We start from the raw sequence: 21,195 nt of genomic DNA on the forward strand, positions 1-21,195 counted from the left end.
GGTTTGTGCCCGAACGGAAGGAAATGCATGAAAGATGCCCCCGGCATGGGTGGCCTCCAGCCGACCCGCCCGGGGCCTTGCGGGGGCCAGCCCATCCCTGGCCAGGGACAGGACGGTCGTCCCAGGCCAGGACGGTGCTGATCAGGCGATCGCGAAGCTCCCGCCACTGGAGACGCTGGTCACCCCGGTGGTCACGCACTTGGTCAGGTCGGCCGCCACCCCGAGGAACACCGGCAGGACCGTCCCGCCACTGAACAGTCCCGCGGTGACGGTCCCAGAGCCGGAGACGGTGATGGCGCCTCTGGGGTCGATGGTGAAACCGGCCGAACCGGTGACCGTGCTCGTGCCGACGATCCCGCCGGAGGCGTCCTTCCAGGTGACGGTGAACGTGCCGCTCCCGTTGCCGGTCGTGCAGTCGGCGGTCCCCGTCACCTTCGACCACGCCACTGTCCCGCTGACGATGGCGGGCTGGCTGGCAGCGGAACAACCGGTCAGCGTCGGCTTCTGCGGCCCCGTGGCGGAAGTCGCCTCGATCGACTGCGAGGTGCGCGTGATCCCGGGGCTGAAGGTGGTGGAACCGGCCATGCTCGTGCATGCGATCTGAGTGCCGGCCGCCCGCACCCGTGACCCACCACCCGCCGCCACCGCACCTCCCGTCGCCACCGCGACGGCCGGCGCCACCACCCCCAGCACCAGCACGCCCTTCCACACCGGCCGCTGCGCCCACCGGCCGCCGCCCTGCCCGACTCCCCGTCCTGAAGTGCCCATCACAGACCCCTCCTCCGCGAACATCCGCACCCCAACGGCGCGGGGTTTCCCTCAAGCAGCGTTGACGAGCCGATACCACCTCTCCCACCGATCGCGACCGGAAGAACGACCACCCCCTCACGCCAGGTGATCGCACGGGAACTAAGCGCAACTTGACGGGACCATGCGACCCAGACGCAGCGAAAGAAGCAAAACTGTCACTGATACGGACGGCACACAGATCGCTCCGGCCGATCAGCCCTTTCACCTGCGAGGTCACCAGTCCCAAAGAAACCGTGCCACCTGCGCTACCCCTAGTTACGGGGATGGAGATGCCGCACCATAAAGTCAGTCCGCGCTGGCCGCCGGGAGCATGGACACCCGCCCCTGAAGGGTTTCAAGGTCGATGGTGAGGTTGTAGGTGACCATCGTGGCGGTGTAGGTGCGCAGTGCCACGATGGTGAGCGCGTCTCCATCTGCGCTGATGGTGGCGACGCCGCGCAGGCGGTACACCGCCCCATTCGGGCCGGTCCACAAGTACAGGAGAGCGGCCGACCCGCAGGAACGACTCTGGCGGCTCCGTTCTTGGCCAGTTCGTAGCTTTTGGTGCGTCCCAGTCCGAGGGCCTTGCCCGCACTGACCAGGTCCATCACGACCGGCAGCGTGTCGATGCCCGCCAGCGACAACCCCGGCTTCACCGCCGCCCCCTTCCACGGAACTGGCGCTGCGGCACCGGAGGGCCGGTGACGCGTCCCCGCAGCGGAACAGGACGGCGATGCCCAGGCCGACGTCGGCGATTGGGCGATGCCGCGAACGGGCACCCGGGACCTACGGCGGCCCGCAGCGGTCAACTGATGGCCGCCGATCGCCGGGCACCCGCCCACGGCGACCCCCATCGACACTCGCCTTCATGGAGACGGTCAAGGCGCATCCGCAGGTCTGCGCCCCCACGCCGATCAGGTCCCGCCCCGGTCGGCGGTGGGCAGGTCGGCGCGTCGGCTCCGAAGCGCGCCGGGATCCGGTCACCACAGGCCGGAGACAACCCGCCACCGGCGTTCGAGCGGCCTCGGAGAAAGGGAAGAAGAAATCGGTGCCCTGGGCGGTGACCGCGGCCCGGATGTCGGTCGGCGGGTACCAATGAGATTATTTGGCGTCTGTTCGGGACGGTTCAGCGACCATGTGTGCTCCCGGTGCTCCTCGCTCCCGGAGGGAGCACGGATCGGGAGCACGGATCGGGAGCACTCCAGGAGCACTGTCAGGTCATGCTCGGGCGTCGGGGGAGCCGACGGCTTTCAGAACGCGCGCCGAGGCTTGGCGGCGAGGACGTAGGCATCTGATCGGCGTGGGGTGTCGACCGCATGCCTATGAAGTGCCTTCAGGCCGCTGCGGCGGCGAACGTAGCAATGCACTACGGCGAATGGTCAAGGCCCTGACCCGGCCAGGCGCCGGCCCCGGGCGCCCGAACCGGCTCGAGCGTGAGGGCGCCGCCCTGCCACCCGGCCGCCAGAAGGTCATGTGTCTCGGGCCCTCCGCCGCTTCAGCCCAAGCGGTGGGGGAGAAGGGGAGCGAGCCGGGGCGCGGAATGACGATCGCGGTCGAGCAGTTGGGGGTCCGGCGGTTGCGGGTGTGAGTGAAGCTGACTGCGCTGTCTGTCTAGCGTTAAAACCTCAGGCTCTGGGTCGACCCCTTGACGGAGCAGGGAGGACTCAGTAGCTTGCTGCCAATCTTTTTAACGTTAATATCTGCCCAGGGGATGGCGATGGTTCCGCAGCACACGTCTCGGGGGCCCGCGCCGCATGGGCATGTGACGTTGGCGCAGGTGGCGCGGCGGGCGGGGGTGTCGGCGCAGTCGGTATCGAATGCGTTGAACAACCCGGACCGGGTGGCGCCGGAGACGCGGAAGCGGATCTTGGCGGCGGTGGCGGAGCTGGGGTACGAGCCCAACCTGTCGGCGCGGGCGTTGCGGAACCGGAGCTCGTCGCTGATCGCGTTCAAGATGCGCCCGTCGCGGCCGGACAAGGCGTCGTTGCTGATGGACGACTTCCTCTACGTACTGAACGCCGCCGCGGTCGAGGCCGGGTACCACCTGATCCTGTGTCACGCCGAGGACGGTCCGGCCGGCGAGATCAAGGCGTACCGGGACCTGTTGAAGAAGACGTCCATCGACGCGTTCATCCTGGCCGAGACGCACCACAACGACGACCGGGTCGCCGCGCTGCGGTCCTGGGGTGTGCCGTTCGCGTCGTTCGGCCGGTCCTGGGACGGCGACGACAGCCTGGCGTGGGTCGATGTCGACGGCCGTGCCGGTACCCGTGCCGCCACCGAACACGTGGCCGCGCAGGGCCATCGGCGGATCGGCCACATCGGCTGGCTGACCGAGTCCGAGCTCGGCCAGGACCGTCGCGAGGGCTGGCTCGAAGCGTGCCGGCAGCGCGAGCTCGAGACCGACCTGCAGGCCGCGGTGGTGGACTCGCTGGGGGCCGGCCGCCAGGCCGCGCACCGCATGCTCGATTCGTCCCGCCCCGCCACCGCACTGGTCTGCGCGTCCGACACGCTCGCGCTCGGCGTGATGCGCGCCCTGCACGAGCGCGGCCTGCGGCCCGGGGTCGACGTCGCGATCACCGGGTACGACGACTCGCCGACCGCCGCCCTGGTGAGTCCGGGCCTGACCACGCTCCGCCAGCCGATCGACGAGGTCGGCCGGCACCTGATCCAGGCCGTCGACCGCTTGATGGCCGGCGATCCTCGCGACCCACAGCACGTACTGCTGGAACCGGAGCTGATCGTCCGCGGCTCCAGCCTTCCCGGACCGCGCACCCGCGAGCCGTAGTACCGACCGAACTTCCGGCACGCGCCCAAGTCGCTGCTCCGGCGCGCGTCACTGTGCCAACCACCTGAAGGGACACAAGATGAGAGCCGGACCGAGACTGCTCGCGGCCGTCGCCGCCGGGGCACTCGTGGTGACCGCAGTGGTCTCCACCTCCACAGCTCGGGCGGCAGCGCCGCCGGCCGACCCGTTCGTGGTGAACGTCGAGAACCTCCCGAGCGGCCGCGCTGTCGCCGGCGCCATGGACCTGACCACGTACGGCGACCTGGACTGGGTGCATGTCACCGGGTCCGGCGTCGACCGCAAGGCCGGGACACCGTCGATCACCGTCGACGACCTGAACCCCGCCGGCGGCCGGACCCAGCTGGGCGACAGCCCGGTCGCGTTCGGCTGGTCCGACGGTGCCGCACCGACCTCGGCATCGGACGTCACCACCGGCGGTGTCTTCAACTACGACACCACGACCGTCGGTGACACGACCGCCCACGACGCCGGCTACCGGATCAAGGTGCCCGCCGCGGACTCGCCACGGCGCCTGGTATTCGTGGGTGGGATCTGGCAGGCCACCGGCGCCGTCACCGTCGCAGCGGCCGACGGCAGCGGTACGGCGTACACCACGCCGATCACCGCCGGCGGGACAGCGGCCGTGAAGCGCTACAGCGTGACCATCCGCCCGGGTGAAGGCGTCGTGGTCACGGCCAAGTTCGCCTCCAAACTCCAGGCGGCCGGGAACCTGTCGCTGTCCGCCGCCGCACTCTCGCAGGTCAAATCCGCGGCCGACCCGAGCCTGACCGCGACCGCCGCACCGGTCTCGATGAACCTGACCGCCGACGGCCCGGACGACTGGCTGCACCTCGACGGCTCGACGGTCAACCGCCGTACGGGCGTCCCGGACTCGACGCCCCGGCTGGCAGTCACGAACCGGCAGGCCGGCGGCGCGATCGGCGCCCAGAACGACAACCCGGTCAGCTACTCGTGGACGAACGGTACGCCGACCGCGGCCGAGCCGGGCACACGTCACGGCGGCATCTTCTTCGCCGACGACGCGAGCCAGAACGTCGACCTGACCGTGCCGTACGGCTACGACCTCACCGTCCCGGCCGCGGCCGAAGGCCGTACGGTGCGCTTCGTCTCCGGCGCCTGGCGCGCCACGGGGAAGATCTCGGTCTACCTCAACGGTGCGACCACGCCGACGTTCGTGAGTACGGATCTGGTCAGCACCGACGCCTCGGTCACCAGGATGTTCGACCTCACCCTCGGCGCCGGCGACTCCGCCAAGATCAGTGCGCAGCTGCTCCGCAAGACGAACGGCTCCGGCAACGTCACCCTCGCGGGCGTGGCCCAGGCGAGTACGTCGGCCGACGGCTACCGCCGCCTAACCCAGGACCTGCTCACCCAGGCCGGTGCCGCCGACGTGTACGCCGCGACCGCGTCCGCGCAGAAGCAGCTGGACAACGAGATCACCTCGGCCAAGTCGACCCTCGCGAACAACTCGGCCCAGCGCGACGAGCTGCGGCTGTCGTACCTGTTGCTCAAGGCAGCCTTCGACGAGGCCATGTCGTCGGCGGCCAACGCCGAGTACACCAGCGTGACGAACCCGGGGCTCACCTCGTCGTTCGGCTGGGAGGGCGACCTGAACGCGCCGATCGCGTTCATCGACGGCAGCTACCGGCTGCGCAGCCGGGGCAACGCGATGATCACCTTCGGGGTCCCGAACATCCCGGGCAAGATCAAGTGGTACAACAGTGAGGGCTACCTGCCGGCGTTCGTCAGTGAGTACGCCAAGGACGGCCTCGACCTGAAGGTGCAGAACTTCGCCGACCTGGTCGTTGTCGGTGGCAACCGCTTCGAGGTCGCGTACTCGCGGATGACGGTCACCAACACGACCGCGAAGCAGGCACGGCTGCCCCGGGTCTCGAACCAGCTGACCCCGCTGACCGCGGCGGCCGACCCGGCCGTGACGACGATCGACGCCGGCCGGACCGTGGTTCGCGACTACGCGGTCGCCGCCGACCGGTTCGACGGCACGTACGACTGGCCGACCGCGACACAGCTGCAGCGGCTCGGTGGCCTCGACCAGCACTACGCCCACATGCGCCAGTACTGGAACACCCGGCTGTCGGCGATCGCGGACATCACCGATCTGCCCGACAAGCGGCTGATCAACGCGTACAAGGCCGGCTACATCTACACGCTGATCATCCGCGACGACGTCAACGGTGAGAAGCAGTTGCACGTCGGCGAGAACGGGTACGACGAGATGTACGACCACGACACGATCGGCATCGTGTCGACGCTCCTGACGATCGGCGACTTCACGTACGCGAAGGACTACCTGTCCACGCTGCCGGCACAGCTGCAGTACGACGACGCGAAGTGGAAGTACAGCTGGCCGTACGCCCTGTACCTGCAGCGCACCGGTGACAAGGACTTCGTCCGCAACCGGTTCGAGACGATCAAGAAGAACACGCACACGATCGAGACCGACCGGATCGACGGCGGCAAGGGGATCATCAAGCAGACCAACGCGATCGACTCGCACGGGTACTGGACGATCGACAACTGGTCGGCGCTCACCGGTCTGACCACCTACCGGTACCTGGCCACGGCGCTCGGCGAGACCGACGAGGCGGCGTGGGCGAAGGCGGAGTACGAGGACCTGCTGAAGGTCGCGACCAACCGGATCGACCAGACCATGCAGCAGTACGGGCTGGACTACATCCCGATCTCGATGGTCGAGCCGAACGAGACCGGTCCGCGCAAGGACCCGCGGGACGCGAACTGGGTTTCGATGTTCCTGTTCGGCCGGTGGGCCTGGGACGGCTACCTGTTCGGCGCCGAGCAGACCGGCACGATGATCGACAAGATCGACGCCACCTACACGCACGGTTTCGACCGGCGTAAAGGCATCTCGGACTCGATCTACAACTTCGGCGGCTACCCGCACGGGTACTTCTCCAGCGCGTACAACGCCGGGTACGGCAGTTCCGCGCTGCGCGGTGAGCAGTACCGGGACCTGGGGATCAAGGCCTACCAGTACATGATCGACAAGGCGATGAGCGGTCCGTTCGGCTGGTGGGAGGGCGTCGACTACCCGAGCGCGAGCTCGCCGTGGGACATCGACCACGCCCGGGGCGGCGGCGGTTCGAACCAGCACATGTGGGGTCAGTCGACCGCCACCAAGGTGCTGTTCGACTCGCTGATCGCCGAGAAGTCGGACGGGTCGCTGATCATCGGCCGCGGAGTACCGAACGAGTGGCTCCGGACCGGCCAGAAGATCGGGCTCGACCGGTACCCGGTGCAGAGCGGCGGCCGGGTCGGCTACCAGCTGAAGACGGCCGGCAAGGCGGTGCTGATCCAGTTCAGCGGTGACGCGTCGGACGTCGCGGCGTACAGCGTCGAGCTGCCGGCGTTGCGGGACAACATCGTGAACGTGTCGGTCAACGGTGCGGTCGTCGACCAGAAGGCCGGTACGGTCCGGGTTCCGGCCGGCACCAAGAACCTGACGATCGTCCTGCGGCACACCGTCTAGCAGAGCCGACGACGGCCCCGGACCCGACGGCCCCGGACCCGACGGTCCGGGGCCGTCTGCCGTTACTGGGCGGCCTTGGCGAACTCGGTGGTGTACGGACCGCTTCGTTGAAGTTCGCGTTGATAACGAGGTGAGCGGTATGGACCCCAAGGACGCGAATCTTCCGGATGGGTTCGTGCCGCACTCGCTACGTCATTACTACGCCTCGCTCGCCCTGTCCCGAGGGATTCCCATCACCGATGTCTCCCGCTGGCTGGGGCACAAGAGCATCGAGGTCACCTACCGGATCTACGGGCACCTGGTACCTGGCTCGTGGGAACGCGCGCGAGATGTCCTCGACGCCGCCTACCGTGATGGTCAAACGGGCCGATGACCGACCCGTGCTGACCCCTGACCGCTAGCGGATGTGCCGGTCGTTGGCCGAGACGTGGCGCTGGGCTCCGATCATGGCGTACCAGGCGAGGACGTCGGCGTTGTCGACGCTGGTGGGATCGATGAGTGTTTCGAGTCGTTCGCCGCGCAGAATGCGTTTGATGGGGACTTCGAGCTTCTTGCCGGTCCGGGTGTGGGGGATGGCGGGAGCGACGATGATGTCGTCGGGCACGTGGCGCGGTGAAGCGTGTCGCCGGATGGTGTCGCGGATCTGCTCGCGCAAATGCTGGTCGAGTCGTCGGCCGTCGGTGAGCGTGACGAACAGGGGCATCCAGTAGCCCCCGTCGGGTTCTTCAAGGCCGATGACGAGTGCTTCGCCGACGTGGGGAAGGCGTTCGACCGGGGCTGTGATGTCGGCGCTGCCCATGCGGATGCCGTGCCGGTTGAGGGTGGCGTCGGAACGGCCGTGGATGATGACCGAGCCGTGGTCGGTTGTGGTGATCCAGTCGCCATGGCGCCACACTCCGGGGAAGCGGTCGAAGTAGGCGGCGCGGTATCGGCTGCTTTCTGGGTCGTTCCAGAACCGGAGGGGCATCGAGGGGAGGGGCCCCCGCAGGACGAGTTCGCCGACCTGGCCGCGGATCGGTCGGCCGCGGTCGTCGTAGCAGTCGAGTGCCACCCCCAGGCACGGTGCCGACAGTTCCCCTGCCCATACCGGGTGGGTGGGGACGGGGCCGGCGAAGGCGGTGCACGCGTCGGTGCCGCCGCTGATCGAGCCGATCTGCACTGCGGGGTCCAGTCGGGCGGCGACCCAGCGGTGGAGTGCGGCGGGGAAGGCGGAGCCGGTTACGGCGAGCCGGGTGAGCGCGCTCAGGTCGTGCGCGGCGGGATCGGTGTGGTGCTTGCGGCAGGCGGCGAGGTAGCCGGGACTGGTGCCCAGCAGGGTCGCTCCGGTAAGCGATGCCAGCCGCCACAGGGTGTCGGTGCTGGGATGGGTGGGGCTGCCTTCGTAGCAGACGATGCTCGTCCCGAGCAGCAGCGTGCCGACCATGGAGTTCCACATCATCCAACTGGGGGTGGTGTGCCAGAGGACCCGGTCGCCGGCGTGCAGGTCCAGGTGCAGCGCGGAGGTCTTGAGCTGCTCGAGGACGATGCCGCCGTGGCCGTGGACGATGCCTTTGGGCAGGCCGGTGGTGCCGGAGGAGAACAGTACCCACAGCGGGTGGTCGAAGGGTACGTCGAGGGGCTGCAGCGGTGGCGTCCCCTCCCGGTCGGAGACGGCCGCCCAGGAAAGGGTGTCGGAGGTTTCGCCTCCGACCAGGATGGTCGCTTTCAGGGAGGGCAGCGCCGTCCGCAGCGCCGCGACCTCCGCCCGGCGGTCGATGCGCCGACCGGCGTTGGTGTACTCGTCGGCGGCGATGAGCACGGTCGGCTCCAGCTGACCGAACCGGGCTTCGGCCGCGGTGGCGGCGTAGTCCAGGCCGCAGATCGCCCACACGGCGCCGATGGCGGCGGTGGCCAGGAACGCGACGGCGGCCTCGGCGCCGTTGGGCAGGTAGCCCACGACCCGGTCTCCTGGCCGGACTCCGAGTTCGCGCAGGGTGGCCGCCACCGAGGCGGTCTGGCTGCGCAGGGCGGCCCAGGAGATCTCACGAGGAACGAATCGCTCGTCGACGACGGTCAGGGCGGTCTCGGTGTCGCTGCGACCGCGGAAGACCTCTTGGGCGTAGTTCAGGCGGCTGCCGGGGAACCAGGTCGTCCCCGGCATGCTCGGGTCGGCCAGCGGCACCGCGCCGGGGGGACGTGCCGGGAGGTCGAAGTAGTCCCAGACCAGGGCCCAGAATTCGCCCGGCTCGCTGACCGACCACTCCCACAACCGCGGGTAGTCCCCCGTGAGGTGAAGGCCGGTGCGGTCGGCGGCAGCGCGGGCGAAGTCACTGATGCGGGCGGCCGCGATCCGCTCGGGAGAGGGCGTCCAGTCGGGTGTCGCGCGCTCGTTGATCGAGAATTCGGTCATTGCCCATCACCGTTGCCGGGGGACGCGGCGGTGACACCGCTGATCAGGATCTCCGTCGTGTGGGCGATGTGGTCGCGGAGCAGCGTGGCGGCACGGTCGGCGTCACGGGCCAGTGCGGCGTCGGCCAGCGCCTTGTGCTCGCCGGCGAGGTCACGGTCCGGCTCGGTCCCCAATGGGCCGGCCCATCGGCGGTAGAGCTCCGCCTCATCGCGCAGTGTCTGAGCGGTCTCTCGTAGCCGTCGGCTGGGACAGCCGCCCAGCAGGGACTGGTGGAAGGCCTCGTGCGCCCGGCTCCACTCCTGCATCGCGTCGCTGCCCACGTCGGTCGGCAGCGGTGTGCGGGAGAGCAGGTGGTGGGCGGCCAGCACTTGCGCCTCCCAGGACGCGTCGCCGTGCAGCACCGATTCGCGGAACACCAACGACTCGATGTGGACGCGGGCGGTGGTGAGGTCGGCCAGCTCGTCGCCGGAGAGTTCGACGACCGTGTAGCCCTGGTGGGCCTTCGACACGACCAGCCGTTCGGCGGCCAGCCGGGTCAGCACCTCGCGCGCGACGCCGACGCTGATGTCGTAGGTCGCGCACAGGTCCGGGAATTTCAAGCGCTGGCCCGGTGCCAGCGTCGCATTGAAGATGTCCGCGCGCAGCCGCTGGTACACCTGCTCGGCCCGCCGCTGCTTGCTACCGCCTTCGCCACTCGCTCGGTCTGCCATGTCCAAGACCCTAGCTGGCAAGCGCATCTCAGATCTAGATGCGCATCTGATTGACAGATGCGCATGTTTGGGCGCAGGCTGTGCGACACGGACATGGAGTCGTGCCACCTGGAGGGCGAAAGGTGACGTATGAGGATCGGGAACATCGCGGGCCGGGCGAAGGTGATCGTCGACGAGGCTCACGCCGTGGACATCGAGACCGCCAGCGGCGGCCGGTTCGGCTCTGATCCGGGCGAGCTGTACGACCGGTGGGAGCAGTTCCGCGGCTGGACGCCACCGGCGGACGCCCCGGTCGAGAGATTCACCGGCGGCGACATCGGCAACCCGGCACCGGCGCCGCGGCAGATCTTCGCGATCGGTCTGAACTACCGCGACCACGCCGCCGAGTCGGACATGGCCGTTCCCGCGGAGCCGGCGGTGTTCACCAAGTTCGCCAGCTCCCTGGCCGGGCCGTTCACCCAGGTCGCCCTGCCGGTCGGCCACGTCGACTGGGAGGTGGAGCTGGTGGTCGTGATCGGCCGCGGTGGCAGGCACATCCCGGCCACGGATGCCTGGCGGCACGTCGCCGGAGTGGCGGTGGGCCAGGACCTGTCCGAGCGGCGACTGCAGGCCATCGGACCGGTGCCGCAGTTCAGCCTGGCCAAATCCCACCACGGTTTCGGTCCGATCGGCCCCTTCCTGGTCACGACCGACGAATTGCCGGACCCGGACGACCTGGTGCTCGGTTGCAGCCTCAACGGAGAGCAGGTCCAGAAGTCCCGAACCTCGCACATGATCTTCCCGGTACCCGAGCTGATCGCGAGGCTCTCGGCGGTGACCGAGCTGTGGCCCGGTGATGTGATCTTCACCGGTACGCCCTCCGGCGTCGGCGCGGGTCGTACCCCACAACGGTTCCTCGCACCCGGTGACGAGCTGGTCTCCTCCATCGACGGCGTCGGCGAGATCCGGCAGACGTTCGTCGCGGTCGCCTGAAAGGACATGACAGTGGCGCTGCACAGGCTCAACTCGGTCACGATCGGCGTTCCGCAGGTGGCCGAGACCGCCCGCTACTACACCGACTTCGGTCTCGCCCCGGACTCCGACGGCTGGTTCACCACCGTCGACGGCGGGCGCCAGCTGCGCGTCGTGCCGTCCCCGGCGCGGCGGCTGGTCGAGATCAATATCGGCGCGGGCGACCGTGACGACATCGCCCGGATCGACCGCCGACTGGCGAGCCTCGGCGTAACGGCGGAGGTCGACGGGGATCGGCTGGCCGCGGTCGAGCCGATCTCCGATGTCCGCGTCGTCGTCGAGGTCACCGGGCCGCTGCACCAGCCGGCACTGCCGGCACCCCCGTACAACGCCCCTGGCGTGGCCGCCCGCGGCACCGGCCGCGCCCCCGGCATCCTGCGCGAACACCCCGTGACACCTCGCAAGCTCGGGCACGTCGTGATCGGCTCGCTCGACCAGGAGGCCACTCAGCGGTTCTTCACCGACGGGATCGGTCTGAAGATCAGTGACGTCGTCCCCGGCATGGCGGCGTTCCTGCGTTGTTCGACCGACCACCACAACGTGCTGGTCACGCAGGCGCCGGTGAACTTCCTGCACCACACGTCGTGGCAGGTGGACGACGTCGACGAGATCGGCAGGGGAGCCGCGCGGATGCTCGACGGGCACCCGGAACGGCACGTCTGGGGACTGGGACGCCACCACATCGGCTCGAACTTCTTCTGGTACCTCAAGGACCCGGCCGGGAACTTCTCCGAGTACTACTCCGACCTGGACTGCGTCGTCGACGACGCGCTGTGGACCCCGGAGGTGTGGGACGCCGCCAAGAGCCTCTACAGCTGGGGGCCGCCGCCGCCACCGTCGTTCATCGAGCCCGAGGATCTCGCCGCGCTGATGACCGGCGCCCACCACCCCGCCTGAACCGCAGCCTCCGGGAAAGAGTCGTCATGACCGCCACGACCTCTGACCAGTACGACGTGATCGTCGTCGGCGCCGGCCCCACCGGGTTGACGCTGGCCCGCCTGCTCGCGATGAAGAGCGTTCGCGTCGCCGTCGTCGATCCGAACCGCATCGCGTGCCCCCATCCCCGCGCCACCCACATCGACGATGAGATCATGCGCACTCTGCAGACCGTCGGCGCGGCCGACCTCGAACCGGGCTTCCTGCGCATGGACGGCTGGATACTGCGCGACCCCGGCGGCGACCCGTTCCTGTCCCTGCGATCGCCGAACGCCGAGACGGACCAGGCGTGGTACGCCGACTACCAGTTCCACCAGCCCGACTACGAATCACGCCTGCGGGGCCTGCTCGCCTCCAGCGAGCACGCCGAACTGTGGCTGGGGTGGCAGGTCACCGCGGTGGGCCAGACCGCGGACCACGCCATCGCCCAGATCAGCGACCGCGCCACCGGCGGCACCCGTACCCTCCAGGCCGCCTACATCGTCGGGGCCGACGGCGCAGGATCGTTCCTGCGCCCGTACGTCACGCACGACGTGGAGGACCTGCACGGCACCCAGCGCTCGCTGATCGTCGACATTCATCCGTTCGCGCACCCGGCCGAGCTGCCGGCCACCAACGGCTTCATTGTCTGCGAGGCCGACAAGCCGGTCACGTACTGCCCCATCTTCCCGCCCAAGCTGCGGTTCGAATTCATGCTCGGCGACGGGGACGACGCCGAGGAGTACGAGCGTCCCACGACCGTCTACCGGCTGCTGGCCCGCTGGCTGGCGCCGGGCGATTACCGGATCCAACGCACCGACGTCTACGAATGGCACGCATGCCTGGCCGGTCGCTGGCGCAACGGCAGGCTCTTCATCGCCGGCGACGCCGCCCACGAGATGCCGCCCATGCTCGGCCAGGGCATGTGCTCGGGCCTGCGTGACGCCGCCAACCTCGCATGGAAGCTGGCGCGGGTGGTGACCGGACGGAGCAGGCCGGATCTGCTCGACACCTACGAGGCGGAACGCGCCGCCCATGTGCGCCCCTTCATCGAGGAGTCCGCGCGCCAAGCCAACATGATCGAAGCGTTCGGCTACGCCGAGCACCGTCCCCACGTGACCGAACCCCAGACCCTCGACCGGCTCCGGCCGCCACTGGGCCGGGGTCTCGCCGACACCGCCGGGGAGGCGATCAACCGCCTCGCCCCCCAGCCCCGTACTGCGGACGGAACCCGCTTCGATGACCTGGTCGGGTACGACTTCGCCGTCCTGACCACCCCGGACGTCGCCGCCGATGTCACCGATCGGACCCGCGGCGCCTGGGCGGACCTTGACGTGGCGGTCATCACGCTGCGCAGCCCACACCTGGCCGCCTGGCTGCGGGACCATGAGGCCGACGCCGCGATCATCCGTCCCGACCGCTACACCTACGCACTCACCCGCGGCGGCGCGGCGCTCGACGCCGCCACCCTGGCTTTGCGTCAGCGGCTGGCCGTTGCGGAGGTCTCGGCGTGAACACCCGCGACCTTCAGATCTACGCGACGGGACTGACCTGGGGCGAAGGCCCACGGCGGCATGCCGGGGCGCTGTGGGTGTCCGACACACAGGCCTCCCGGCTGTGGACCGACGCCGGCGGGACCTGGAGGGCGACCGAGCTGGACTCACCCGCCAACGGCCTGTGGTTCCTCCCCGACGGCACGCTCGTCGCCGCGATGATGACCGAACCGCGGCTCGGCGTCTGGAACGGCGCCGGCTTCGATACCTACGCCGACCTCACCGCGCTCGCCTCCGGAGCGCTGGGGGACCTGGTCGGCGACCGCGCAGGCAACCTCTACGTCGACGACGTCGGCTACGCCCCGCACAAGGGCGAGGCACCGCGGCCGGGGCGTGTGCTGCGGGTCGGAACAGATCGCACCGTCAGGGTCGCCGCAGAGGGCGTGCGGTTCCCGAACGGCCTCGCGCTCATCGACGACGAAACGACCCTTGTCGTGGCCGAGACCGCCGCCCAACGCCTCACCGCGTTCGACGTCGGCCCCACCGGTGCTTTGTCCGGCCGCCGTACCTACGCCGACCTCGCCGCCCTGGTCGGGCCGGCCGCCCGGCCGGACGGCATCTGGCCTGTCCACGACGGCGGCATCTGGGTGGCCACCACCTCCGGCCACGCCGTCGTCAAGGTACGCGACGGTGAGCTGCTCGACTCCATCGACACCGGCGACGGCTATCCCATCGCCTGCTGCGCGGACGGGCGGCTGCTGTACGTCACCGTCGCGGACGCGCACGGCCAGGACCTCATGCGGGCGCTCGCGGCCAAGACCGTGGAGACCGCGGTCGCCACCGCCACCCTTGACGCCACGCCCCTACGACACACTCCGTGACGGACAGTGGTGTCGGCGGGCGTTCGCGGTGGTGTGGCGGACGCCCGCCTCGCTCACCGCAGCTCCTCCAATACGAGCCGCTCGTCGTCCGATCCGGGCGGTGCTTCAGGCGTGTCGATGGCCGATCGGGTCCGGTGCCGGCGTAGCCGGAGTGCGGCGGCGACGAACGAGGCGACCAGTGGCCGGTGGTCGTGTTCGTTCCAGGCGAGGACGAGGCGGTTGGGCGGGGTGTCGGTCACCGGGACGCCGACCAGGCCGGCCGGGAGTGGTTCGACCAGGGAGCGGGGCAGTACTCCGATCATCCGGCTCACCGTGATCATGTGGAGCAGTTGGGTGACGTCGGCGACCTCGGGGCCGGTGCCGTCGCCTCCGGGGACGCCTTTCCAGCGCGGCAGCGTCTCACCCTCCAGATCGGAGAGCCGTACCGAGGCGCGTCCGGCGAGCCGGTGCCCGGCCGGGAGGATGACCACGCGGTCCTCGGTGTGCAGTGTCTCGTGGGCCAGGCCGTCGAGGTCATCGAATGGGACGTAGAGCAGGCCGACGTCGGCCCGGCCGTCGTGCAGGATGTCGGTGCGGTCTGCGGGGCCGCTGAACAGGATGTCCACCCGGCGGGCGTCGGGCTGGTGGGCGTACTCGGCGAGAATCCCCGACAGCAGGCCGGCGTCGCCGCCGGGTTTGAGCACGAGGCGCAGGTGGGCGTGGGGGTCGCCGGCACGCCGGGCGTTGCGGACGGCGGCGTTGACCGCGTTGAGCGCGTGCCGCCCGTGTTCCTGCAGCGCCTGTCCGGCGGGGGTGAGCCCGACGTGCCGGCTGGAGCGGACGAACAGTTGGACGCCGAGCCGGGTCTCGATCCGCCGGATCGCCTTGGACAGCGCCGGCTGGGCGATCGAGAGCCGGATGGCGGCCCGGCCGAAGTGCAGTTCGTCGGCGACGGCGAGGAAGTACTCGAGCTCGCGGGTCTCCAGTTCAACCATGCCTCCAGGTTATCACCGAAGATCGAACGGGTCTTGGACACCGGCGGCGTGCACCCTCAAGAATTGAAGGGTGATCAACCATCTGATGGTCGTTTCCTTCGACCGTCCCCTGTCTGTCACCCAGTCAGAGCAGTTCCTCACGGATATCGAACGGATGGAGGTCTGAGCCCGAATGAACGTTCCCGGAAGGGCGGGACTGGTCACCGGCGCCGGCAGTGGGATCGGCCGTGCGGCGGCGCTGGAGTTCGCCAGGAGCGGTGCCGCGGTCGCGGTGCTCGACATCGATGAGGGCGCGGCGGCCGAGACCGCTGAGCTGATCGGGAGGGGCGGTGGGGAGGCGCTGGCCGTGACGGTCGACATCGCCGACGAGTGTTCCGTGCGGGCGGCCGTCGAGCGGACGGTCGCGGCGTACGGCGGCCTCGATTTCGCCGTGAACAACGCCGGTCTGGCCTCGCACCACCGTCGGCTGGATCAGATGACGCTGGAGGAGTTCGAGCGGGTCGTCCGCGTGAACCTGGCCGGGACGTTCTTGTGCATGAGGTACGAGTTGCCTCTTCTGCGGCGGCGTGGTGGTGGTGCGATCGTCAATGTCGCCTCGAACGGGGGTCTGTACGCGATCCCGACCGCTCCTGCTTACGTGGCGGCCAAGCACGGCGTCGTGGGGCTTACCAAGGTCGCCGCGGTCGACTACGCGCCGGATGGCGTCCGGGTCAACGCCGTGTGTCCCGGTCCGACCCTCACTCCCGGGTTCGAGGAGGTCGCGGCCGGTACCGACATGATCGCGCGGCAGGCGGCGATCACGCCGCTGGGCCGGCTGGCCACGCCGGAGGAGGCCGCGGCGGCGGCGGTGTGGCTCTGCTCGGACGCCGCGTCCTTCGTGACCGGGATCGCGTTGTCGGTCGACGGCGGGCGGCGGGCATGAGCGTCATCGCGGGAATCGACGATCAGACACCTGGCGCCACAGGCGCACGGCGGCTCGTCGCCAAGGTCCCCGAAATCACCGCGCTGTTCTGGATCATCAAGATCCTCACTACTGGAATGGGCGAGACCTTCTCGGATTTTCTCGTCAGCCACTTCAATCCGGGACTCGCCTTGGGCGGCGCCGCAATCGCGTTGGCGGTCGCGCTGATCGCCCAATTCCGCAGCGATCGCTACCGCCTCTGGATCTACTGGTCAGCCGTGGTCATGGTGGCCATCTTCGGCACCATGATCGCCGACGTTCTCGACTTCGTGGTCGGCCTCCCGTACCTAGTCACGACGGTGGGGCTCTCGATCGTGCTGGCCGTGATTCTCGTCTGGTGGTATGCCCGGGAGAGAACCCTGTCGGTGCACAGCATCACGACCCCACGCCGGGAACGCTTCTACTGGACGATGGTGATGACCACCTTCGCGCTCGGCACCGTCGCCGGCGATCTGACAGCCAACTGGCTGCACCTCGGGTACCTGGGTTCGATCGTCCTGTTCGCCATCGCCATTGCCGTCCCGGCCGCCGCGTACCGCTGGGCGGGCCTGGGCACCGTGACCGCGTTCTGGTCCGCCTACATCATCACCCGTCCGCTCGGCGCGTCGATCACCGACTGGCTGTCCTCGTCTCGCCAGGACGGCCTCGGCCTGGGCACCGGATGGATCAGCCTCGGCGCGACGATCGCCATCGTCGCGCTGCTCGGACTGCTCGGGATGCGCGGAGCCGACCCGACCGCCGACCTTCGCTCTGACGCCGTCCGCCCCACCGAGAAGACGGACGGCTAAGGAGCCTTCTCCGAGTGCCGCTCCGATATGGACGCCACAGTCGACGACCGGCTCTGAATCCCGCGGTCGTTCGAGGGCGTCCAGGCGCTCTACGAATGGCGGCGACCGCCCCCGCCGTCCGTCGTTCATCAACCCTGATGCCCTGACCGCGTACACGACAGACGTGTGGCGGAAGGCATTTGAGAGCCGCCGAATGTGCGGCGCCAGCAGAAAGGCATGTGCCTTGGGTCTCATCGCAATGGAAGAAGCCTTCGCCGTTCCCGAACTACAGGCCAAATACCCCGTGCCCAGGACGGTCACCGCCGGCCACTGGGCCGAGGACTGGGCGAAACGGCTGTGCGACTACACGACCTACCGACTGCACGACATGGACGAGCACGGCGTCGACATCCAAGTGCTCTCGCTGACCGCCCCGGGTGTCCAGTGCGTGACCGACGCCCGGCAGGCGGTCACGGATGCCCGCGTGGCCAACGACCACCTGGCCGGCGTGATCGCCGCTCATCCGACCCGGTTCCGCGGCTTGGCCGCATTGCCACTCCAGGATCCCGAGGCCGCCGTGGCCGAACTCCACCGCGCCGTCGGCTCACTCGGACTCAGCGGGGCGCTCGTCAACGACCACACCGGAGGCGGCTATCTCGATGATCCGCGGTACGAACCGGTGTGGGCCGCCCTAGAGGACCTGGACGTTCCGCTGTACCTCCACCCGGGTGCCCCGCCGACTGAGCCCTGGCGAGTGCTCGCGGGCCGTCCCGAGTTGCAGGGCCCGCTGTGGAGCTGGGCGGCCGAGACGGGGGGACATGCCCTCCGGATCATCTTCGGAGGGGTCTTCGACCGGCACCCACGTGCCAGGATGATCCTCGGTCACATGGGCGAATTCCTGCCCTTCCAGCTCGCGCGGCTCGACTCGCGCTATTCCCGCCAGGCACAGCGGACACTCACCCGGAAGCCGTCGGAGTACTTCGGCAGCAACATCCTGATCACCACCAGCGGCGTCTGTTCACCGGCCGCTCTCGCCGGTGCGGTCCTGGCGATCGGCGCCGACGCCATCATGTTCGCCATCGACTACCCGTTCGAAGACACCGCTGAGGCCGTTCGCTTCCTCGACCAGGCGCCGCTCAGCGATACCGACCGCGCGAAGATCGGTCACGGCAACGCCGTACGGGTCCTTCACCTGCACACATGAACGGGTTCGTCCCGACTGTAGGCACGTCACGACGAAGCCGTGACCTGAGAGGATGAGGAATCCGTACGTGAGCACAACACGACCCGGCGTATCACCGGCGCCGCCGTCTTCTCTGCTGCGGAAGGCTGTGGGAATCGGGCTGGCCGTCATGACCCTGGAAGGGTATGACCTCGTCGCCTTCGGCGCGACGGCGCCGCTGTTGCACCGATATCGGCCATGGGGCCTTTCTCTACCAGCGCTGGGCGTGCTGGGCAGTCTCACACCCGTGGGAATGCTGTTCGGGGCACTGCTGGTCGGGCAGCTCACCGATCGATACGGGCGACGACGAACGGCGTTGGTCAGCCTCGTGGCCGTCTCATTGGGAATGTTCACGTGTGCGTTCGCCCTCGATCCACAGGTGTTCGGCGCCGGCCGATTCATGGTCGGGCTGGGGGTCGGTGCGATCTACCCCGCCATAACACCGCTGATCTTCGAGATCACACCGGTGACGCGAAAGAACCTGTACTCAGCGATCGTTCAATGCGGCGTCACGATAGGAGGATCGTTGGCTGCCATGGTGGCCAACGTCCTCCTGCACAAATCTGATTTCCGGCTGGAGTACCTTGTCGGCGGTGGCGTCGGACTGCTGCTGTTGGTGATGAGCCACAGATGGCTGCCCGAATCACCGGCGTATCGGCGGACATCCGCTGAGGCGCAGAGGACGCCTGGAGACGGCGGATTCCGCCTTGTGCTGCGGCCACCGTACGTGGGAACGACAACGCTGTTCTGCGGCGTGGTGATCTGTTCTTTCCTGCTCATCTTCGGGATCAACACATGGTTGCCGCAGTTGATGCAGGCGGCGCGGTACCCCCTGGGCTCCTCATTGACGCTCCTCACGCTCCTCAATCTCGGTGCGACGGTCGGAGGACTCGCGATAGCGATACTCGCCGACCGTGCTGGGTCGAAAGGACCCATCATCGCGTGTTTCGTCGTGGCCGCAGGCGCCATCACCGGCTTGAGCGTCAAGTCGCCGCCGGCGATCCTCTATGCGGTAGTGATGATCGGCGGCGCAGGCGCGCTCGGCGTTCAAGGGCTTATCAACGTGTACATCTCACGCACTTACCCGGTGGACGCCCGGGGCAGCGCGGTGGGTGTCACGCTGGGAATAGGCCGGATCGGCGCCATCGCCGGCCCGACTCTGGGAGGCTGGGTACTCGCCGCCGGTTTCGCGCCGCAGTGGAACTTCGTTCTCTTCGCGATACCGGCGATTCTCGGCGCAATTCTCGCTCTCGCCATCGGATCAGGAACTCCCCGGCGATTCACGGGGAAGGCCGCTGTGATGCGGCCGCTCGAAGAGCCGGCCGAACCGGCACTGTGAGATGGAACCGCACGTCGATCAGTGATTGCTTGTCAGATCCCATCCGGGGTGGATCATCAGATCCAGGTGGGCACGTGCCCCTCGGTGCAGCGGGCGACGAAGCCGATGCCGAGCTCGTCCAGGGTGGGGAAGAGCTGCTCGACGTCCCGTTCGAACAGGGAGTACTCGGTCTGCAGGACGGAGACCGGCTGCACGGTGTGCGCCTTGCGGATCGTCTCGGGTCCGGCCTCGCTGAGGCCGAAGTACTTCACCTTGCCCGCGTCGATCAGCTCCTTGACGGTGCCCGCGACCTCCTGGCCCGGAGGTGGGGCGGCCGGGGCGGTTCACGGATCGTTGTGTCAGTGCGTTGCGGCGGTCAGTCCGGCGCGGTGGACGCGGGTGTGCTCGGCGACGCGTCGGCCGAGGTGGCGAGCGGTGTTGGTGTCTGCGTCGTGGACCGCGGCGGTGTCGTTGCAGCTTTGTGCGCCGGCGCCGAGGTAGAAGCCGAGGCGGTTGTCGTCCTGGGGGCTGGATGTGGTGGTGTTCCAGCCCGGCAGGAGGTTCAGGCTCACCCAGAGCATTCCGTGCTGGGCCGCCAGGAGTAAGAGGTACTGCAGGGTGTGCAGCTTGTCGCCGCTCATGGAGCCGGAGTTGGTGAATCCCGCCGCGAGCTGCTCCAGGCGCGGGTCATCCACCGCTTGCTGCTGGCCTCGGCGAAGGCGTGGAACGCCCCCGACGCGGTGCCCATGTAGGTGGGGGTGCCGAAAGTGATGGCGTCCGCAGCGTCCATCAGTTCCCAGTCGGCGTCGCTGAGGGAGGCGACGTCCACGCGGTGGACGTGCGTCCCGGCGATGGAGCGCGCGCCGTCGGCCACGGCCGTGGCGATCTGCGCGGTGTGGCCGTAGCCGGAATGCGACGCGATGACGATCGAGATATCGGACACGGGTGTTCCTCTCCTGCCGCATGGCGGCGTGTTCGTCAGACGCCGTCACCGCGGCCAGTGACGCAGGTCTCCCGGACGGGTTCGTGCCGTAGGCATCGGCGCCAACTCAGTTGTGCGCCCGCGGAGAGGCCTCGGCGACCGGCCGACCGCCAAGGGCTTGCGAGGCCAGTGCTCTCCGCCAGGATGCGACGGGCATGGAGCTCTTCGCGTTGCTGAACGCTGCCGCCTGGATCTCCGAGCAGGTGGAGAGGCGCCGGTGTGCGTGCGCCGCAGCCGTGCCGACATCGTGGCCGGCACGCGCGGCCATTGCCAGGAAATAAGACCTGTTTTGTCTGGTATTGTCCTTCCCGTCACGAGCTCCAGCGTCAAGCCCCGGCTTGCTGGACGGCAACCCTCCGACCGCGGTGGGGTGCTCCGGGTGAGGACATGGTCGTCGAACCGGATACGACGGCAAGCGCGGTTTGTGCGGCCGAGCCCCCGCGGGGTCGGTGAGACCAGTCACGTC

19 protein-coding genes and 1 riboswitch are annotated in these 21,195 nt (G+C 68.9%); of the genes, 11 read left to right on the forward strand and 8 right to left on the reverse strand.

Annotation, left to right across the window (positions count from 1 at the left end; all coding sequences use genetic code 11):
- Positions 1-141 precede the first annotated feature (141 nt).
- Both AB0K82_RS13685 and AB0K82_RS13690 read right to left on the reverse strand, forming a co-directional pair.
- Entirely contained in the window at positions 142-768 is a 627-nt protein-coding gene (locus AB0K82_RS13685; RefSeq protein ID WP_364396262.1) for a hypothetical protein, read from the reverse strand.
- 327 nt (positions 769-1,095) lie between these two features.
- Positions 1,096-1,260: a hypothetical protein gene (locus AB0K82_RS13690; protein WP_364396265.1), complete on the reverse strand. Its 165-nt coding sequence runs from the start codon at positions 1,258-1,260 to the stop codon at positions 1,096-1,098.
- Between the two features lie 1,291 nt (positions 1,261-2,551).
- Here AB0K82_RS13690 and AB0K82_RS13695 point away from each other — a divergent pair.
- The 3 genes from AB0K82_RS13695 to AB0K82_RS13705 all read left to right on the forward strand — a co-directional run bounded on the left by AB0K82_RS13695 (position 2,552) and on the right by AB0K82_RS13705 (position 7,479).
- Complete coding sequence (locus tag AB0K82_RS13695; protein ID WP_364396268.1) at positions 2,552-3,577, forward strand: LacI family DNA-binding transcriptional regulator; 1,026 nt, start codon at positions 2,552-2,554, stop codon at positions 3,575-3,577.
- Positions 3,578-3,656: 79 nt separating this feature from the next.
- Entirely contained in the window at positions 3,657-7,106 is a 3,450-nt protein-coding gene (locus tag AB0K82_RS13700) for a hypothetical protein (protein ID WP_364396270.1), read from the forward strand.
- 139 nt (positions 7,107-7,245) lie between these two features.
- Positions 7,246-7,479 (forward strand): tyrosine-type recombinase/integrase, encoded by a 234-nt coding sequence (locus tag AB0K82_RS13705; RefSeq protein WP_364396272.1) that lies wholly within the window; start codon positions 7,246-7,248, stop codon positions 7,477-7,479.
- Positions 7,480-7,503: 24 nt separating this feature from the next.
- Here AB0K82_RS13705 and AB0K82_RS13710 read toward each other — a convergent pair whose 3' ends face one another.
- Positions 7,504-9,495 (reverse strand): acetoacetate--CoA ligase, encoded by a 1,992-nt coding sequence (locus AB0K82_RS13710; protein WP_364396275.1) that lies wholly within the window; start codon positions 9,493-9,495, stop codon positions 7,504-7,506.
- Positions 9,492-10,205: an FCD domain-containing protein gene (locus AB0K82_RS13715; RefSeq protein ID WP_364396278.1), complete on the reverse strand. Its 714-nt coding sequence runs from the start codon at positions 10,203-10,205 to the stop codon at positions 9,492-9,494. The genes AB0K82_RS13710 and AB0K82_RS13715 overlap by 4 nt, the downstream gene beginning before the upstream one ends.
- Positions 10,206-10,334: 129 nt before the next feature.
- Between AB0K82_RS13715 and AB0K82_RS13720 the strand changes: the two genes are divergently transcribed.
- The 4 genes from AB0K82_RS13720 to AB0K82_RS13735 are packed head-to-tail and all read left to right on the forward strand — an operon-like array spanning position 10,335 to position 14,505.
- Positions 10,335-11,177 (forward strand): fumarylacetoacetate hydrolase family protein, encoded by an 843-nt coding sequence (locus AB0K82_RS13720; protein ID WP_364396281.1) that lies wholly within the window; start codon positions 10,335-10,337, stop codon positions 11,175-11,177.
- A gap of 12 nt (positions 11,178-11,189) precedes the next feature.
- Entirely contained in the window at positions 11,190-12,113 is a 924-nt protein-coding gene (locus AB0K82_RS13725) for a VOC family protein (RefSeq protein ID WP_364396284.1), read from the forward strand.
- 26 nt (positions 12,114-12,139) lie between these two features.
- Positions 12,140-13,645, forward strand: a complete 1,506-nt coding sequence (locus tag AB0K82_RS13730) for a bifunctional 3-(3-hydroxy-phenyl)propionate/3-hydroxycinnamic acid hydroxylase (protein ID WP_364396287.1) — start codon at positions 12,140-12,142, stop codon at positions 13,643-13,645.
- Complete coding sequence (locus AB0K82_RS13735; protein WP_364396289.1) at positions 13,642-14,505, forward strand: SMP-30/gluconolactonase/LRE family protein; 864 nt, start codon at positions 13,642-13,644, stop codon at positions 14,503-14,505. Before AB0K82_RS13730 ends, AB0K82_RS13735 begins: the two co-directional genes overlap by 4 nt.
- 53 nt (positions 14,506-14,558) lie before the next feature.
- On the opposite strand, the gene AB0K82_RS13740 is transcribed toward AB0K82_RS13735, so the two are convergent.
- Positions 14,559-15,479: a LysR family transcriptional regulator gene (locus tag AB0K82_RS13740; protein ID WP_364396292.1), complete on the reverse strand. Its 921-nt coding sequence runs from the start codon at positions 15,477-15,479 to the stop codon at positions 14,559-14,561.
- A gap of 172 nt (positions 15,480-15,651) precedes the next feature.
- Between AB0K82_RS13740 and AB0K82_RS13745 the strand changes: the two genes are divergently transcribed.
- From AB0K82_RS13745 to AB0K82_RS13760, 4 genes are all read left to right on the forward strand, one after another.
- Positions 15,652-16,401: an SDR family oxidoreductase gene (locus AB0K82_RS13745; protein ID WP_364396295.1), complete on the forward strand. Its 750-nt coding sequence runs from the start codon at positions 15,652-15,654 to the stop codon at positions 16,399-16,401.
- On the forward strand, positions 16,398-17,228 hold the full coding sequence (locus AB0K82_RS13750; RefSeq protein WP_364396298.1) for a hypothetical protein: 831 nt from the start codon (positions 16,398-16,400) through the stop codon (positions 17,226-17,228). Before AB0K82_RS13745 ends, AB0K82_RS13750 begins: the two co-directional genes overlap by 4 nt.
- A gap of 223 nt (positions 17,229-17,451) precedes the next feature.
- A complete protein-coding gene (locus AB0K82_RS13755) occupies positions 17,452-18,411 on the forward strand; it encodes an amidohydrolase family protein (protein ID WP_364396301.1) in 960 nt (319 codons plus the stop codon).
- A gap of 67 nt (positions 18,412-18,478) precedes the next feature.
- Complete coding sequence (locus AB0K82_RS13760) at positions 18,479-19,768, forward strand: MFS transporter (RefSeq protein ID WP_364396304.1); 1,290 nt, start codon at positions 18,479-18,481, stop codon at positions 19,766-19,768.
- A gap of 56 nt (positions 19,769-19,824) precedes the next feature.
- Here AB0K82_RS13760 and AB0K82_RS13765 read toward each other — a convergent pair whose 3' ends face one another.
- From AB0K82_RS13765 to AB0K82_RS13775, 3 genes are all read right to left on the reverse strand, one after another.
- Positions 19,825-20,019 carry an aldo/keto reductase gene (locus AB0K82_RS13765; protein ID WP_364396307.1) on the reverse strand — a complete coding sequence of 65 codons (195 nt, stop codon included), beginning with the start codon at positions 20,017-20,019 and terminating at the stop codon, positions 19,825-19,827.
- Between the two features lie 87 nt (positions 20,020-20,106).
- Positions 20,107-20,442 (reverse strand): hypothetical protein, encoded by a 336-nt coding sequence (locus AB0K82_RS13770; protein ID WP_364396310.1) that lies wholly within the window; start codon positions 20,440-20,442, stop codon positions 20,107-20,109.
- Complete coding sequence (locus AB0K82_RS13775) at positions 20,385-20,690, reverse strand: flavodoxin domain-containing protein (protein WP_364396313.1); 306 nt, start codon at positions 20,688-20,690, stop codon at positions 20,385-20,387. Before AB0K82_RS13775 ends, AB0K82_RS13770 begins: the two co-directional genes overlap by 58 nt.
- Before the next feature lie 348 nt (positions 20,691-21,038).
- A riboswitch (SAM riboswitch) is annotated at positions 21,039-21,153 on the forward strand.
- Positions 21,154-21,195 lie beyond the last annotated feature (42 nt).

This window comes from Actinoallomurus sp. NPDC052274 (genome assembly GCF_040679475.1).
Lineage (GTDB): Bacteria > Actinomycetota > Actinomycetes > Streptosporangiales > Streptosporangiaceae > Actinoallomurus > Actinoallomurus liliacearum.

Coding starts and splice junctions, on each gene's coding strand:
- AB0K82_RS13685 (WP_364396262.1), bottom strand. CDS start 768: ATGGGCACTTCAGGACGGGGAGTCGGGCAGGGCGGCGGCCGGTGGGCG.
- AB0K82_RS13700 (WP_364396270.1), top strand. CDS start 3,657: ATGAGAGCCGGACCGAGACTGCTCGCGGCCGTCGCCGCCGGGGCACTC.
- AB0K82_RS13705 (WP_364396272.1), top strand. CDS start 7,246: ATGGACCCCAAGGACGCGAATCTTCCGGATGGGTTCGTGCCGCACTCG.
- AB0K82_RS13710 (WP_364396275.1), bottom strand. CDS start 9,495: ATGACCGAATTCTCGATCAACGAGCGCGCGACACCCGACTGGACGCCC.
- AB0K82_RS13715 (WP_364396278.1), bottom strand. CDS start 10,205: ATGGCAGACCGAGCGAGTGGCGAAGGCGGTAGCAAGCAGCGGCGGGCC.
- AB0K82_RS13720 (WP_364396281.1), top strand. CDS start 10,335: ATGAGGATCGGGAACATCGCGGGCCGGGCGAAGGTGATCGTCGACGAG.
- AB0K82_RS13730 (WP_364396287.1), top strand. CDS start 12,140: ATGACCGCCACGACCTCTGACCAGTACGACGTGATCGTCGTCGGCGCC.
- AB0K82_RS13740 (WP_364396292.1), bottom strand. CDS start 15,479: ATGGTTGAACTGGAGACCCGCGAGCTCGAGTACTTCCTCGCCGTCGCC.
- AB0K82_RS13745 (WP_364396295.1), top strand. CDS start 15,652: ATGAACGTTCCCGGAAGGGCGGGACTGGTCACCGGCGCCGGCAGTGGG.
- AB0K82_RS13750 (WP_364396298.1), top strand. CDS start 16,398: ATGAGCGTCATCGCGGGAATCGACGATCAGACACCTGGCGCCACAGGC.